At 67.9% G+C, this 14,326-nt stretch carries 12 protein-coding genes and 1 riboswitch; of the genes, 6 read left to right on the forward strand and 6 right to left on the reverse strand.

Annotation, left to right across the window (positions count from 1 at the left end; all coding sequences use genetic code 11):
* Position 1 precedes the first annotated feature (1 nt).
* A complete protein-coding gene (gene cysN / locus ASG43_RS07685) occupies positions 2 to 1,648 on the forward strand; it encodes a sulfate adenylyltransferase subunit CysN (protein WP_082490735.1) in 1,647 nt (548 codons plus the stop codon).
* A 109-nt stretch (positions 1,649 to 1,757) separates the two neighbouring features.
* On the opposite strand, the gene ASG43_RS07690 is transcribed toward cysN, so the two are convergent.
* From ASG43_RS07690 to ASG43_RS07700, 3 genes are all read right to left on the reverse strand, one after another.
* Positions 1,758 to 2,903: a helix-turn-helix transcriptional regulator gene (locus ASG43_RS07690; protein ID WP_056502687.1), complete on the reverse strand. Its 1,146-nt coding sequence runs from the start codon at positions 2,901 to 2,903 to the stop codon at positions 1,758 to 1,760.
* 161 nt (positions 2,904 to 3,064) lie between these two features.
* Entirely contained in the window at positions 3,065 to 3,724 is a 660-nt protein-coding gene (locus tag ASG43_RS07695) for an OmpA family protein (RefSeq protein ID WP_056502690.1), read from the reverse strand.
* Between the two features lie 313 nt (positions 3,725 to 4,037).
* Positions 4,038 to 5,069 carry an aspartate-semialdehyde dehydrogenase gene (locus tag ASG43_RS07700; protein ID WP_056502693.1) on the reverse strand — a complete coding sequence of 344 codons (1,032 nt, stop codon included), beginning with the start codon at positions 5,067 to 5,069 and terminating at the stop codon, positions 4,038 to 4,040.
* 346 nt (positions 5,070 to 5,415) lie between these two features.
* Between ASG43_RS07700 and ASG43_RS07705 the strand changes: the two genes are divergently transcribed.
* Both ASG43_RS07705 and metA read left to right on the forward strand, forming a co-directional pair.
* Entirely contained in the window at positions 5,416 to 5,979 is a 564-nt protein-coding gene (locus tag ASG43_RS07705; protein WP_056502697.1) for a GNAT family N-acetyltransferase, read from the forward strand.
* A 110-nt stretch (positions 5,980 to 6,089) separates the two neighbouring features.
* A riboswitch (SAM-I-IV-variant riboswitch) is annotated at positions 6,090 to 6,197 on the forward strand.
* A gap of 37 nt (positions 6,198 to 6,234) precedes the next feature.
* On the forward strand, positions 6,235 to 7,167 hold the full coding sequence (gene metA / locus ASG43_RS07710) for a homoserine O-succinyltransferase (RefSeq protein ID WP_056502699.1): 933 nt from the start codon (positions 6,235 to 6,237) through the stop codon (positions 7,165 to 7,167).
* Positions 7,168 to 7,232: 65 nt separating this feature from the next.
* On the opposite strand, the gene ASG43_RS07715 is transcribed toward metA, so the two are convergent.
* From ASG43_RS07715 to acnA, 3 genes are all read right to left on the reverse strand, one after another.
* Positions 7,233 to 7,637, reverse strand: coding sequence for a DUF2794 domain-containing protein (locus tag ASG43_RS07715; RefSeq protein WP_082490736.1), 405 nt, complete (start codon positions 7,635 to 7,637; stop codon positions 7,233 to 7,235).
* A 247-nt stretch (positions 7,638 to 7,884) separates the two neighbouring features.
* Positions 7,885 to 8,667, reverse strand: a complete 783-nt coding sequence (locus ASG43_RS07720) for a DUF1223 domain-containing protein (protein WP_162244690.1) — start codon at positions 8,665 to 8,667, stop codon at positions 7,885 to 7,887.
* 334 nt (positions 8,668 to 9,001) lie between these two features.
* Positions 9,002 to 11,758 (reverse strand): aconitate hydratase AcnA, encoded by a 2,757-nt coding sequence (gene acnA / locus ASG43_RS07725; protein WP_056502702.1) that lies wholly within the window; start codon positions 11,756 to 11,758, stop codon positions 9,002 to 9,004.
* Between the two features lie 401 nt (positions 11,759 to 12,159).
* Here acnA and ccmA point away from each other — a divergent pair, with 401 nt between their 5' ends.
* The 3 genes from ccmA (at position 12,160) to ASG43_RS07740 (ending at position 14,322) form a co-directional block, all read left to right on the forward strand.
* On the forward strand, positions 12,160 to 12,843 hold the full coding sequence (gene ccmA, locus ASG43_RS07730; protein WP_056502704.1) for a heme ABC exporter ATP-binding protein CcmA: 684 nt from the start codon (positions 12,160 to 12,162) through the stop codon (positions 12,841 to 12,843).
* Positions 12,840 to 13,499, forward strand: a complete 660-nt coding sequence (ccmB, locus tag ASG43_RS07735) for a heme exporter protein CcmB (protein WP_056502707.1) — start codon at positions 12,840 to 12,842, stop codon at positions 13,497 to 13,499. Before ccmA ends, ccmB begins: the two co-directional genes overlap by 4 nt.
* Positions 13,500 to 13,566: 67 nt before the next feature.
* The gene (locus ASG43_RS07740) at positions 13,567 to 14,322 is read left to right on the forward strand and encodes a heme ABC transporter permease (RefSeq protein ID WP_056502709.1); all 756 of its coding nucleotides are present in this window, start codon (positions 13,567 to 13,569) and stop codon (positions 14,320 to 14,322) included.
* Positions 14,323 to 14,326: the final 4 nt, after the last annotated feature.

Here is a 14,326-nt window from a genome sequence, read left to right on the forward strand (position 1 = left end):
GATGACCGCCGCTTTCGCCCGGACCGACGACTTCGCGTCGAGCGTCCCCGCCGCTTCTCCCCTCCCGATCCCCGCCGGGGCGACCTCGCTCCTGCGGTTCATCACCTGCGGCTCGGTGGACGACGGCAAGTCCACCCTGATCGGTCGCCTGCTCTACGACGCCAACGCCGTCTTCGACGACCAGCTGGAGGCGCTGAAGCGCGATTCCAAGAAGTTCGGCACGACGGGCGAGGACCTCGACTTCGCGCTTCTCGTCGACGGGCTGTCGGCCGAGCGGGAACAGGGCATCACGATCGACGTCGCCTATCGCTACTTCTCGACCTCAAAGCGCGCCTTCATCATCGCCGACACGCCCGGCCACGAGCAGTACACGCGCAACATGGCGACCGGCGCGTCCCAGGCCGAGCTCGCGGTGATCCTCGTCGACGCGCGCAAGGGCATCCTGCCGCAGACGCGGCGGCATTCCTTCATCACCTCGATGGTCGGCATCAAGTCGGTCGTCGTCGCGATCAACAAGATGGACCTCGTCGGCTTCGACCAGGCCGTCTTCGACGGGATCGTCGCGGGCTACAAGGAGATCCTTCCCCAGCTCGGCTTCACCGACGTCTCCTACATTCCCCTGTCGGCCAAGAATGGCGACAACATCACGACGCGCTCGGCGAACACGCCCTGGTACTCGGGCGAGACGCTGCTGGAGCGCCTGGAAAGCGCGACGCCCGCCACGCTGCTGGAGGACGACCAGCCGTTCCGGCTGCCCGTGCAGTGGGTCAATCGTCCCAATCTCGACTTCCGCGGCTATTGCGGCGAGATCGCCGGGGGTTCGATCCGGCGCGGCGATGCGGTGACCGTGCTGCCCGCCGGGCGGCAGACGCGCGTCAAGGCGGTCTACGGCCCCTCCGGCGAGGTCGAGAGCGCGGGCGCCGGCGAGGCGGTGACGCTGACGCTCGCCGATGAGGTCGACGTCTCGCGCGGCGACGTCATCGTGCGGCCCGGCGACACGGTCGCGGCGGAGAAGAGCGTCAAGGCCGAGATCCTCTGGATGGTCGACCGACCGCTGATCGCGGGCGCGCGCCTCATCGCCAAGCTCGGTCCGGCGCAGACGCCGGCCAGCGTGCGCACGCTCGACCACGCGATCGACATCCACACCTACGAACCCAAGCCCGCCGACGCGCTCCTGATGAACGAGATCGGCCGCGTCACGGTCGCCTTCGACCGCCCGGCCGTCGCCTTGCCCTACGCCGAGAACCGGGAGCTCGGCGCCTTCATCCTGATCGACCAGTTGTCGAACGAGACGGTGGCGCTCGGCCTCGTGCGCGAGACGACGGGACGGGTGACCGCGATCGGCGACGCGGCCCTTCCGGTGGCGGAGCCCTTGTCGGGCGTGGAGCGCGCGAAGGCGCTCTGGTTCGGCGCGGACACGATGCGCCGTCCCGAGCGCCGGCCCGGCGTGGTGCGCTTCCGCGCGCTCGCCTCGCTGGTCGTCGCCCTCGTCGCGCTCCTGCTCGGCCTCGGCGTCCTCTCGGCGCTCGTCCTCGGCATCCTCGACTTCCTGTTCCGGCCGTTCCTGCGCCAGGCGGTGGATCGGACCGAACGTCACCCGGACGAGCCGGCGGACCCGACGGTGGTCGGAGACGGCGCCGGCATCTGACGTCTCGCGCCCCGCCGAGCAAGGCCCGCGTCCTCGGGTGAGAGGCCGCCCGCATCGATCCGGCGCGGGAGAGGTCGAGGTCGATCCGGCCCGGCGCCCGGCATGCCGTTCACGTCGAGGGTCGGCCGAGAAGGCGGACGAGCTCGACCTGGCTGCGGGCGCCGGTCTTGGCGAAGACCGACCGCATGTGCGTGCGGGCCGTCTCGTAGCCGATGCCGACGGAGATCGCGGCCTCCCGGAGATTGCGCGCGCTCTGGACCGCTCCGACCATCCGCTCCTCGGCGGGGGTCAGCGCAAAGGAGACCGCCAATTGTCTCAGCCCCTGGTTCGGGAAGTCCGTCGGCCGGTCCGGATCGGAAACGACGACGACGAGGACGGCATCGCGCAGGCCCGGAAAGGGCGAGGTCTGCGGCGGGGTCGACATGATCTCGATGCGCAGGGGCGACAGTCCGGGTCCCTTCTGCAGAAAGGTCGGGCCGAGGACCCGGCCGCCGACGAGATCCCGGCGCGAAGCGTCCTCGATCAGCCGCTGCAGCGCGACGTCCTCGCCGAGCGTGGTGGCCTGGAGGCGGCCGAGCCGGAGGCGGAGGCCTTGACCGGCCTCCACCAGGCGCTGCGCTTCCACGTTCATGTCGCGCAGCTCCCCGCGCGATCCGAGCACGAGGACGCCGGGCCGATCATGCTCTCGTCCGGCGGCGGCGACCGAGGCGTCGAGGCGAAGGCGGGAGAAGGTCATGGACAGGCGGGCGGCGCGGGCGAGATGGCGCGACATCGAGGCGTAGCGCACGCTTTCCTCCGCCGTGAAGGCGCCGGACGCGGCGGTCCGCCAGCCGTTCACCGTCAAGGAGCCGCTGCCGTTGATGTCCAGGACGCAGCCGATGGCGTGGCGGATGCCCTGTGGCCGGACCCACTCGTTGTAGTAATAGCCGTTCTCGAAATGGTCCCGTGCCGCCTTGCCGATGTCGAGATGCTCGTCGGTCAGGGGAACACCGAGCTCCAGCTTGATCTCGGGTTGCAGCCAGGGGGTCAGCGTCGCGAAGTGATCGATCCACAGAGCGATCGAGGCGTCGTCATGGCCGTCGACGACGGCCACGGTGCTGACATGGGAACGGTCGTGCAGCAGAAGACTGCTGGCAACGATGCCGAAGGCGGCGTGAACTTGACCCAGCGTCGCCTGCCACAGGTCGGGGTCTTCCGCAGCGGCATAGATCGCGTCGATGATCTCGCCATCGAGACCATCCGCCTGACGGCTCATGAATTTCTCCTGACATCTTATCAGTTTCTTAAGGGCCATGTTCCCTTGAAAAAGACAAGATGAGGAGCGGCGGCGCGATCTGTTCCGGTGCAAAGGGTTAAGCCCCGGGCGCAGCCGCGGCTTGGGGGTTCGACGGCTTGGCTCGGGCGCGCCGGCGGGGATCAGGAATAGGGCGAGATCGACACTTCGACGCGTCGATTCTCGGCGCGGCCATAATCCGTCGCGTTGTCGGCGACCGGCTGGCTTTCGCCGTAGCCGCGAACGTTCAGGCGGCCGCCGTCGATGCGCTGGCTGGCGAGGTAGTCGGCGACGCTTTCCGCGCGGCGCTGCGACAGATCGTAATTGTAGCTGTCGGATCCCTGGCTGTCGGTGTGGCCGGCGACGTCGACGGCGGAGCGGTCGTACTTGGCCAGAACGATCGCGACCGAGTTCAGGACGGGATAGAACTGCGAGCGGATCGTGTCGCCGTCCGACGGAAAGGTGATGTTGGAGGGCATGTTGAGGACGATCCGGTCGCCGACGCGCGTGACCGAGACGCCCGTGCCCTGCAATTGCCGGCGAAGCTCGGCTTCCTGGTTGTCCATGTAGGCGCCGATGCCGCCGCCCGCGAGGCCGCCGATGCCCGCGCCGATCAGCGCCGCCGTGCCCGAATTGGCGCCCGTCGCCTTGCCGACGACGTAGCCGCCGAGCGCGCCGACACCGGCGCCGATGCCCGCGCCGCCGAGCGTGTTCGAGATCTGGCTTTCGCCGGTATAGGGATTGGTCGTGCAGCCCGTGACGGCGAGGGCGGACAGGGCGAGCGAGAGGACAAGACGTTTCATCGACGGGTTCCGGCTGGTCGCAGGGATGTGCGAGCCGGCGGGACCGGCTCGCGGCATCGCCGGGCGAGGGTTGGGACGTCGCCGGGCGGGCGCTGGCCCATCCGGTGCATGACGACGACCCTGACGGAGGATGGTTGACGGAAGCTGAACGAAGAGCGCGCGGCCGCACGTGAAGAGGGCCCGGACGTCGCGGGGAACGTCCGGGCCCTTCGGCAGTGTGAGCGACGGCCGGGTGGCCGAGGGGCGGATCGGCCAGATTTTTCCGATGGCGGGACGACCGGTCCCACCGCGCCCCGTCCGCGTCCGCCTCGCCTCAGGCGGCCTTCTGGCGCTTCAAAAGCCCGCGGTTGACGAGGAGTTCGGCGATCTGCACGGCGTTCAGCGCCGCGCCCTTGCGCAGATTGTCGGCGACGACCCAGATGTTGAGTCCGTTCTCCAGGGTCTGGTCCTCGCGGATGCGGGAGATGAACGTCGCGTCCTCGCCGGCCGACTCGTAGGGCGTGGTGTAGCCGCCGTCCTCATGGCTGTCGACGACGAGGCAGCCGGGCGCCTCGCGCAGGATGGCCCGCGCCTCGTCGGCGGTGATCGGGTTTTCGAACTCGATGTTCACGGCTTCGGAATGGCCGATGAAGACCGGCACGCGAACGGCGGTGCAGGTGACCTTGATCTTCGGGTCGAGCATCTTCTTGGTCTCGACCATGACCTTCCACTCCTCCTTCGTCGAGCCGTCCTCCATGAAGACGTCGATATGGGGGATGACGTTGAAGGCGATGCGCTTGGTGAACTTCTTGCGCTCGATCGGATCGGCGACGAAGACGGCCCGCGACTGCTTGAAGAGCTCGTCCATGCCCTCCTTCCCCGCGCCCGACACGGACTGGTAGGTCGAGACGACGACGCGCTTGATCGTCGCGTGGTCGTGGAGCGGCTTCAGCGCGACGACGAGCTGCGCGGTCGAGCAGTTCGGGTTGGCGATGATGTTCTTGCGGGTGAAGCCCACGACGGCGTCGGCGTTCACCTCCGGCACGATCAGCGGCACGTCGGGATCGTAGCGGAAGGCCGAGGAATTATCGATGACGACGCAGCCGGTCGCGCCGATCCTCGGGGACCAGATCTTGGAGACGTCGCCGCCCGCCGACATCAGGCAGATGTCGGTGCCGGTGAAGTCGTAGGTGTCGAGCACCTGCGTCTTCAGCGTCTTGTCGCCGAAGGAGACCTCCGTGTTGAGGCTGCGGCGCGAGGCCAGCGCCACGACCTCGTCGGCCGGGAAGCCGCGCTCGTCGAGAATGGAGAGCATTTCGCGCCCGACATTGCCGGTGGCGCCGACGACGGCGACCTTGTAACCCATGATCCGAACTCCGCTCTCCCGACCCTGCCCGAACGCTTGCCCTCCACCCCGGGGAGAGAAGCGGGGCGGGAAACGTCAGATCGTAATCGTGGTTTTGGCGAAGCGGTGCATGGATGGGCTCATGCGCGCAAGTTCGCGCAAAGTCAATTCCTCCGTTTCAGCAAGTCCCGACGTCAGGACGGCATGTCCGAGGCGACGCCTGCGAGCTTTCGCCTTCCCGCATGCGCGAAGGTGACGAGGCGACGCTTTCCTTCGGTCCCGACATTTGCCAGAGGTGGACGACATCGCCCAAGGCTGCCGGATCCGTTTCGTCCGCCGGTCTCGAGCCCCGACCGACAGGATCCCCATGAGCGCCTACGCCCTTCGCGACGCAACGCCGGCCGACATTCCCGCCATCACCGCGATCTATCGCCATGCGGTTCTGCACGGCACGGCGAGCTACGAGCTGACGCCGCCGGACGAGGCGGAGATGACGAAGCGCTACGAGGCGCTGACCGGCGAGAGCTATCCCTATATCGTGGCGGAAGACGGCTCGGGCCTGATCCTCGGCTATGCCTATGCCGGACCGTTCCGGGCGCGGCCGGCCTATCGCTGGTCGGTGGAGGATTCGGTCTATCTCTCGCCGGACGCGCAAGGCTACGGCATCGGCCGGGCGCTTCTCCTGCGCCTCGTCGAACTCAGCGAGGAGCTCGGATTTCGCCAGATGATCGCGGTGATCGGCGGCTCCGACCACGCCCCCTCCATCCGCCTCCACGAACGCGCCGGGTTCCGCACCATCGGCATCTTCCAGAATTCCGGCTTCAAGTTCGGAAAATGGATCGACACCGTCTTCATGCAGCTGCCGCTCGGTGACGCCGGCGAAACGCTGCCGGACGAGGGGGACTATCCGGGGACGATGTTCAAGGGGTGAGACCATGGGGGCGTGGGCTGGCCGCTTGCGACCCTACTCAGTCTTTCGTCACATCAAACCGTTTTCCAGGAACCGGAGATTGTCCGCTCGCCCTTTCAGCGGTAATTGGTGATCTGCATCAAGAGTTGGGACGACGCCCAACGCCAACCTGCCGATCCGGGCAAGGTGGTATTCCCATGAGGGAAGATGTGGCCGATCCGGCAATTCACGGACCCCAGCCATCAGCGTCGCCCTGAGTAATGGAGGCGACGAAGCGTGCCGATCAAGATTCCCGACCATCTCCCCGCCCGCAGGACGCTGGAAGCAGAGGGCGTCGTGGTCATTGGCGAGACCGACGCTGTGCGGCAAGATATACGTCCCTTGCGGATTGGTCTCCTCAATCTCATGCCCGACAAGATCGGCACGGAAACGCAGTTTGCTCGCCTCCTCGGGGCAGCGCCCTTGCAGATCGAACTGACGCTTGTCCGCATCAGCGACCATGTGGCGCGCCACACCTCCGCTGATCACCTATCAGCCTTCTATCAGCCATGGAGCGAGGTGCGGACGCAACGGTTTGACGGCTTCGTCATCACGGGGGCGCCAGTGGAGCACCTGCCGTTCGAAAAGGTTCGCTACTGGCCGGAGTTGCGCCAAATTCTCGACTGGACACAGACCCATGTCCACGCGACGCTAACGATCTGCTGGGCGGCGCAGGCAGCGCTACAACATTTCCACGGCATCCCAAAACATCGACTCACAGCCAAAGCTTTCGGGATCTTCGCGCAAACCAATCTGGCTCCTGGCTCGCCCTGGCTCCGTGGCTTCCCCGATCGGTTCGAAGCGCCAGTCTCGCGCTGGACGGAGGTACGGGAAGGAGATTTCCCGCAGGACGGCACCTTGGTAACCATGGCCTGCGCCGAGGAGACGGGCCCGTGTCTCGTCAGCGACCCGCGGCACCGGATGCTGCACATGTTCAATCATCTCGAATACGAGACCGACACCCTTGCCAAAGAGTACCATCGAGACGGCGTGGGCCCAATGCCGATTGGCTACTTCCCGAACGACGACCCCTCACGATCACCCGAGAACCGCTGGCGGGGGCACGCGCATCTTCTGATCGGGAACTGGATCAACGAAATCTACAAGACGACGCCGTTCGACATCAGCCGCATCGGGGCACCGCCCAGTGATGGTTGGAACGGCCGCTAAACGCCATCTCAAGTTAAGAACTGGACCATTCCTTATCCACCCATTGCCGCAAATTCCGGCGACCCCTACCGCTCTTCCACCGACCTCAGCGCCTTGTCGAAGACCCGCAGCACCTGCCGCAGTTCGTGGCCGCGCTTCATCACGAGGCCGCCGGCGGCGGTGACGGAGAAGGCGCCCTGGCGGCGGGCGAGGCGGGGGGTCTTCTCGACGCGGAAGAGCGGCATCTCGCTGGTGCGGCGGAAGATCGAGAAGACGGCGCGGTCCTTCAGCATGTCGATCGCGTAGTCGCGCCATTCGCCGGCCGCGACCATGCGGCCGTAGACGTTGAGGATCTCGTTCAGCTCGCGCCGGTCGAAGGCGACGATGGCCGGATCGGATCCGGAGGCGGTGCCGGGGGCGGGTGGGTGCCGGATCTGCGAGAAATCGATGATCGTCGCGCCGCCGCTCCTGCCGCCATCCGTTCCCTCCATGCGATTGGCCTCGCTTCCCGTGTCCGACGACGCTTTCGTCGTTCTCTGTGCCGCGCTGCGCCCTGCCGTGCAGCGCCGGGGCCGAACCAACGGGCCCCCCGCGGTGCGGGCCCGCGTCCGATTCCGGTCCGGCCGCGTTCAGCGTCTCATGAAATAAGGATGTCGGCAAAAGCTTTTCAAGCGCAGGCCGTGCGTTCGGCCGCACCGGGCAAGGCCGGCAAAGCCGCGTTTCGGCGATGGCCAGGGGTCAGAACTCGATGGCGGCGGCGGCCAGGATCGAGCCGGGGCGGCCGCCCTCGGTGACGGTCTGGAGGATCGCCGCGCAACCGATCCGCTCGCCCCCCTCCGGTCGCAGCGAGGCCAGCGGGATCTCCGTCTCCATCGGCTTCTGCGTGCCCATGCCGAGAATGCGCCAGTCGCGGACGGCATGGCTTTCGATCAGGACGAGACCCTTGTTTTCGCCGCGCTCGACCGTGGTCGAGGCCTTGTCGGTGAAGGTGACGAGCATCAGGACCGCGGAACCTCCCGCGACTCCCGCGCCGTTCTCGACGCCGACGCGAAGCCGCTTGCCGTCGACGGAGAGGGTGATGAGCGCGCTCGACGCGTCGAGCGGAGCCTTCGTCAGCGCCTCGCGGATCTCGCCCTCGCGCGAGCCGATTACGTCGCTCCGGCCGTTGACGACGACCTGCGGCGTGTAGATGCCGCCCTTGCCGAGCTCCTTGGCATAGGCGCGCTGGCGCTCGGTGTTCTCGCGCGATCCATGGATGTCGCGCCAGCCGATATAGTCCCAGTAGTCGACGTGGTAGGCGAGCGCGACGAGGCTGTCGTCCTCGGAAAGCCGCGCCAGGATGCGGTCGGCGGGCGGGCAGGACGAGCAGCCCTGGCTGGTGAAGAGCTCGACGACGCCGCGCACGGCGCGGCTCGTGGCGACGTGCTCCTCGGCCTGGGCCCAGGCTGCGGAAAAGGTCAGAAGAGCGCCGACGACGGCCAGAACGCTGGCCAGCTTCGATGCCGGGCGGAAGATGATCACGGCGTCGTGCCCTCGAAGGTTCGTGGCATGGCAGGGCCTGATGGATCCGCTTCGCCGATGGGATGCGCGCCGCTCGGTGGCTCGCGCATCGGGGGGGACGCTATCGATCCGCCCCCACAACAACCAGTCACAACCCCTTGAAAGCGAAGCCCGGGCCGGCCCGCTTGGAGAGCCGCTTCACGGCGCAAGCGACCGGCCCGCGCGACAGGACGGGCCGGCGCGAGGCGGGAGCGGCCGGACCCGACGCTGCACGCGCATCGGCGCGGGACCGCCGCGCTGGAAACGCCGGCCGGGAACGAGCCCTGGCCGGCGCGATCGTTGGACGCGGCCGGCTTCAGGCGGCCAGCTTGCGCAGCACGTAGTGCAGGATGCCGCCGGCCTTGAAATATTCCAGCTCGTCCAGCGTATCGATGCGGCAGATGAGCGGGACCTTCACGACCTCGCCGTTCGGCCGCGTGACGATCGCCTCCATCTTCTGGCGCGGCTGGATCGTGGTCAGTCCCTCGATCGTCACCGTCTCCTCGCCCGTGAGGCCGAGCGTCTGCCAGGAGGTGCCCTCCTCGAACAGGAAGGGCACGACGCCCATGCCGACGAGATTGGAGCGGTGGATGCGCTCGAAGGACTGCGCGATCACGGCGCGAACGCCGAGCAGCACGGTGCCCTTGGCCGCCCAGTCGCGCGAGGAGCCGGTGCCGTATTCCTTGCCCGCGAAGACGACGAGCGGGACGCCCTCGTCCTTGTACTTCATCGCCGCGGTGTAGATCGGCAGCTGCTCGCCCGAGGGGAAGTGCTTGGTGATGCCGCCCTCGACCCCCGGCAACATCTGGTTCTTGATGCGGATGTTGGCGAAGGTGCCGCGCATCATGACCTCGTGGTTGCCGCGGCGCGCGCCGTAGGAGTTGAAGTCCACGGGGCGGACCTGGTGGCTGACGAGATAGTCGCCGGCCGGGCCGTTGGCCTTGATCGATCCGGCCGGCGAGATGTGGTCGGTCGTGATCGAATCGAGGAAGATGGAGAGGATCCGCGCACCGTGGATGTCGGTGACCGGCTTGGCTTCCATCGTCATGCCCTCGAAGTAGGGCGGGTTCTGCACATAGGTCGAGCGGTCGTCCCAGTCGTAGGTGAGGCCGCCGGAAACGTCGATCTTCTGCCAGTGCTCGTCGCCGCGGAAGACGTCGGAATAGCGACGCTCGAAGAGGTCGCGCGTCACGGTCTTGCGCACGATGTCGGAGATTTCCTGCGTCGTCGGCCAGATATCGCGCAGATAGACGTCGCGGCCGTCGCTGCCGATTCCGAGCGGCTCCTTGGTGATGTCCACGAAGAGCGAGCCGGCGATGGCATAGGCGACGACGAGCGGCGGCGAGGCGAGGTAGTTCGCCCGAACGTCCGGATTGACGCGGCCCTCGAAGTTGCGGTTGCCCGACAGGACCGAGCAGGCGACGAGATCGTTGGCGGTGATCGCCTCGGAGATCGCCTCCGGCAGCGGGCCGGAATTGCCGATGCAGGTCGTGCAGCCGTAGCCGACGAGGTTGAAGCCCATCGCGTCGAGATCGCTCTGGAGCCCGGCCTTCTCGAGATATTCGGTGACGACCTGGGAGCCGGGCGCGAGCGAGGTCTTGACCCAGGGCTTGGGGCGAAGGCCGAGCGCATGCGCCTTGCGGGCGACGAGGCCGGCCGCGACCAGCACGTTCGGGTTCGAAGTGTTCGTGCAGGAGGTGATGGCCGCGATCACAACGTCGCCGTCGGCGATGCCGTGGGCCGCGTCCGCGACGTCGTAGCGGCGGGCGGTCTCGGGCGTCTGCCCGGCCTGACCGGCGCCCTCGGCGAGGAAGCGTGCGTCACCTTCGGAGGACGCGGCGGCGGCGGTCTTGCGGCCGCCCTGGAGATCGGGAAGGACGCGCGCGAAGTCGGCCGCGACATCGGTCAGCGCGACGCGGTCCTGCGGGCGCTTCGGACCGGCGAGCGAGGGCACGACGGTGGACAGGTCGAGCTCCAGCGTGTCGGTGAAGACCGGCTCTTCCATGCCCTCCTCGCGGAACATGCCCTGCGCCTTCGAATAGGCTTCGACGAGGGCGATCCGGTCCTTGGCGCGGCCGGTGACCTCGAGGAAGTTCAGCGTGTCCGTGTCGACGGGGAAGAAGCCGCAGGTCGCGCCGTATTCGGGGGCCATGTTGGCGATGGTCGCCTGGTCCTCGAGGGTGAGGTTGGAGAGGCCGGGGCCGTAGAACTCGACGAACTTGCCGACGACGCCCTTCTTGCGCAGCATCTGCGTGACGGTGAGCACGAGATCGGTCGCGGTCGTGCCCTCGGGCAGCTTGCCCGCGATGCGGAAGCCGACGACCTCGGGAATCAGCATGGAGACGGGCTGGCCGAGCATGGCCGCCTCCGCTTCGATGCCGCCGACGCCCCAGCCGAGCACGGACATGCCGTTGACCATGGTCGTGTGCGAATCGGTGCCGACCAGCGTGTCGGGATAGGCGATGGTCTCGCCGTTCTCTTCCTTCGTCCAGACGGTCTGCGCGAGATACTCTAAGTTCACCTGATGACAAATGCCGGTGCCGGGCGGCACGACGCGGAAGTTCTGGAAGGCTTCCGAGCCCCAGCGCAGGAACGTGTAGCGCTCGCCGTTGCGATCGTATTCGACGTCGACGTTCTTCTTGAAGCTGTCGGCCTGGCCGAAGAAGTCGACCATGACGGAATGGTCGATGACGAGATCCACGGGGACGAGCGGGTTGATCTTCCGGGGATCGGCGCCGAGGCTGGTCGTGGCGTCGCGCATGGCGGCGAGATCGACGACGGCGGGAACGCCGGTGAAGTCCTGCATGAGGACGCGGGCGGGACGATAGGCGATCTCATGGCCGGCCTTGCCGCGATCTTGCGTCCAGTTCGCGCAGGCGCGGATGTCGTCGGCCTTGACGGTGCGCCCGTCCTCGTTGCGCAGGAGGTTCTCGAGGAGCACCTTCATCGAGAAGGGAAGGCGCGAGGCGCCGGAAAGGCCGTTCTTCTCGGCCTCCTTGAGGTCGAAGTAGATGTACTCTTTGCCGCCGACGTTGAGCGTCTTGCGGCTCTTGAAGCTGTCTGGATGGGACACGGAGGATGGTTCCTTCTCGGACCTTGCCGTCGATCCCCAAAGGCGAACGTAGCTCCCGGCGCGAACGCGCCCGAAAGATGCGGGTACGACCATTTCCGCCCGTCCGCCCCGATCCCCGCCGGTGCCGGGCGAGGCTTCATGGGGTCGGCGCTGATTTCACTCCACCCCGGTCGCTGGCGTGGCCGCGGTCCTTATAGGCAAGTTTGTAACGGCTATAAAGGGTATCCGGTGCGGCGCGGTAGAAATCCCGCACAAGGGACCCCGCGCGGCGCACGACTCGATGCGGGACATGCCGGAGACTGGACGATCGACCGCGGCATCTGCCATCAGTCGGGGATGAAGACGCCGCTCCCTCGTCCGTCGACCGGTTCCCCGGCTCCGTCGATCATCGATTCGTCGACATGACGATTCGCCTCGTGGTGCGGGGCCTCGTGGCCGTGCGGGGGGCCGAGCGGATCGCCGGTCCGCTCGATCTCGATCTCGCGAGCGGCGAGGCGCTGGTCGTCACCGGCGAGAACGGGGCGGGCAAGTCGACGCTGCTGCGCACGCTGGCCGGCCTTTTGCCGGCCGGTGCGGGCACGATCCAGCTGGACGGCGCGACGGGCGCGGACGGCGAGCCGGCGCAGCGCCTGTCCGAGGTCGCGCATTATCTCGGCCATCGCAACGCGATGAAGGCCGGCCTCACCGTCGGGGCCAATCTCGACGTCTGGCGGGCCTTCCTCGGCGGTCGCGGCGGGGCGTCGACCGGCGAGGCGCTCGACGCCGTCGGCCTGTCCGGCACGGAGCGGACGCCGTTCGGCTATCTCTCCGCCGGCCAGCAGCGACGCGCGGCGATCGCGAGGCTCCTCGTCGCGGCGCGTCCGGCCTGGATCCTCGACGAGCCGACGGGCGCGCTCGACGCCGCCTCGCAAGGCCTCTTCGCGAGCCTTCTCGCGCGGCATGTCGAAGGGGGCGGCCTCCTGATCGCGGCGACGCACCAGCCGCTCGGCATCGCCGCGCGGGACCTTCGCCTGACGCGCCGGAGCGTCTTCGGCAGCGGGTCGATCGACGAGGCGGATCTCGCGGCGGCGGAGGGCTGGTCTTGAAGGCGATCTTCGCGCGGGATCTGCGCATCGCCTTCGCCGGCGGCGGCGGGGCGGCGACGGGCCTCATCTTCTTCCTCGCCGTGATCGCGACGATCCCCTTCGGCATCGGCCCCGACCTCAACCTCCTGTCGCGGATCGGGCCGGCCGTGCTCTGGATCGGCGCGCTCCTCTCGGCCCTTCTGACGCTCGACCGGCTGTTCCAGGCCGATCGCGAGGACGGATCGCTCGACCTCCTTCAGATGGGAGCGACGCCGATGCCCCTCGTGGTGCTCGCCAAATGCGCGGCCCTCTGGACGGCGAGCTCCCTGCCGCTCGTCGTCGCCTCGCCCGTGCTCGGCCTTCTCCTCGGGCTCGACCCCGCGGCCGGCGGGGCGGTCGCGCTGACGCTTCTCGTCGGCACGCCCGCCATCGCCTTCATCGGCGCGGTCGGCGCGGCGGTGGCGGTCGCCCTGCCGCGCGGGGGGCTCCTCGTCTCGGTGCTCGTCCTGCCGCTCGCGATCCCGGTCCTGATCTTCGGCGTATCGGCCAGCTACGGCGCTCTGAACGATCCCGACCCGTTCCTGCCGCCGCTGATGATTCTCGGCGCTTTGACGCTCGTCTTCGGCGTCGTCGGGCCCCTCGCGGCGGGCGCGGTGCTGAAGGGGGGCAACGACTGAGGCGGGGATTTGGCTATGACAAAATGGGCATTTGCCGGGATTTGCGAGAGATTCTAGACTGGGACGCATGAGTGACCTCTCCGCGACGGGAGGGTGGTTTTCCGCCCTCGCCAATCCTTCCCGCTTCCTGAGCCTGTCCGGGACCGTGCAACCCTGGTTCTACGGGCTCGCCGCGCTGGCGCTCGCCGCGGGGCTCGGGCTCGGGTTGACCGCGCCCGACGACTACCAGCAGGGCTCGACGGTCCGGATCATGTTCATCCACGTGCCCTTCGCCTGGCTCTCGATGATGGTCTGGACGGTGATGAGCGCGTCGGCGCTCGGCACGCTCGTCTGGCGTCATCCGCTGGCCGACGTCGCGGTGAAGGCGGCGGCGCCGATCGGCGCGGTGTTCACCGCGCTGGCCCTGCTCACGGGCTCGATCTGGGGCCGGCCGATGTGGGGCACCTGGTGGGTCTGGGACGCACGGCTGACCTCGGTCTTCATCCTCTTCCTCATGTATCTCGGCCTGATCGCGCTGACGCGGGCGCTCGCCGATCCCGGCCGCTCCGCCAAGCCCGCCGCGATCCTCGTCCTCGTCGGCTTCATCAACATTCCGATCATCAAGTTCTCGGTCGACTGGTGGAACACGCTGCACCAGCCCGCGAGCGTGATGCGGATGGACGGACCGGCCATGCCCGCGGCCTATCTCTGGCCGCTCCTCATCTCCGCGATCGGCTTCTCGTTGCTCTTCTTCGCCCTTCACCTCACGGCCATGCGGACCGAAATCCTGCGCCGGCGCGTCGCCGCCCTGACGCGCCTCGCCCTTCGCCAAGTGGAGAGCTGATCGG

It is taken from the genome of Aureimonas sp. Leaf454 (genome assembly GCF_001424685.1).
Lineage (GTDB): Bacteria > Pseudomonadota > Alphaproteobacteria > Rhizobiales > Rhizobiaceae > Plantimonas.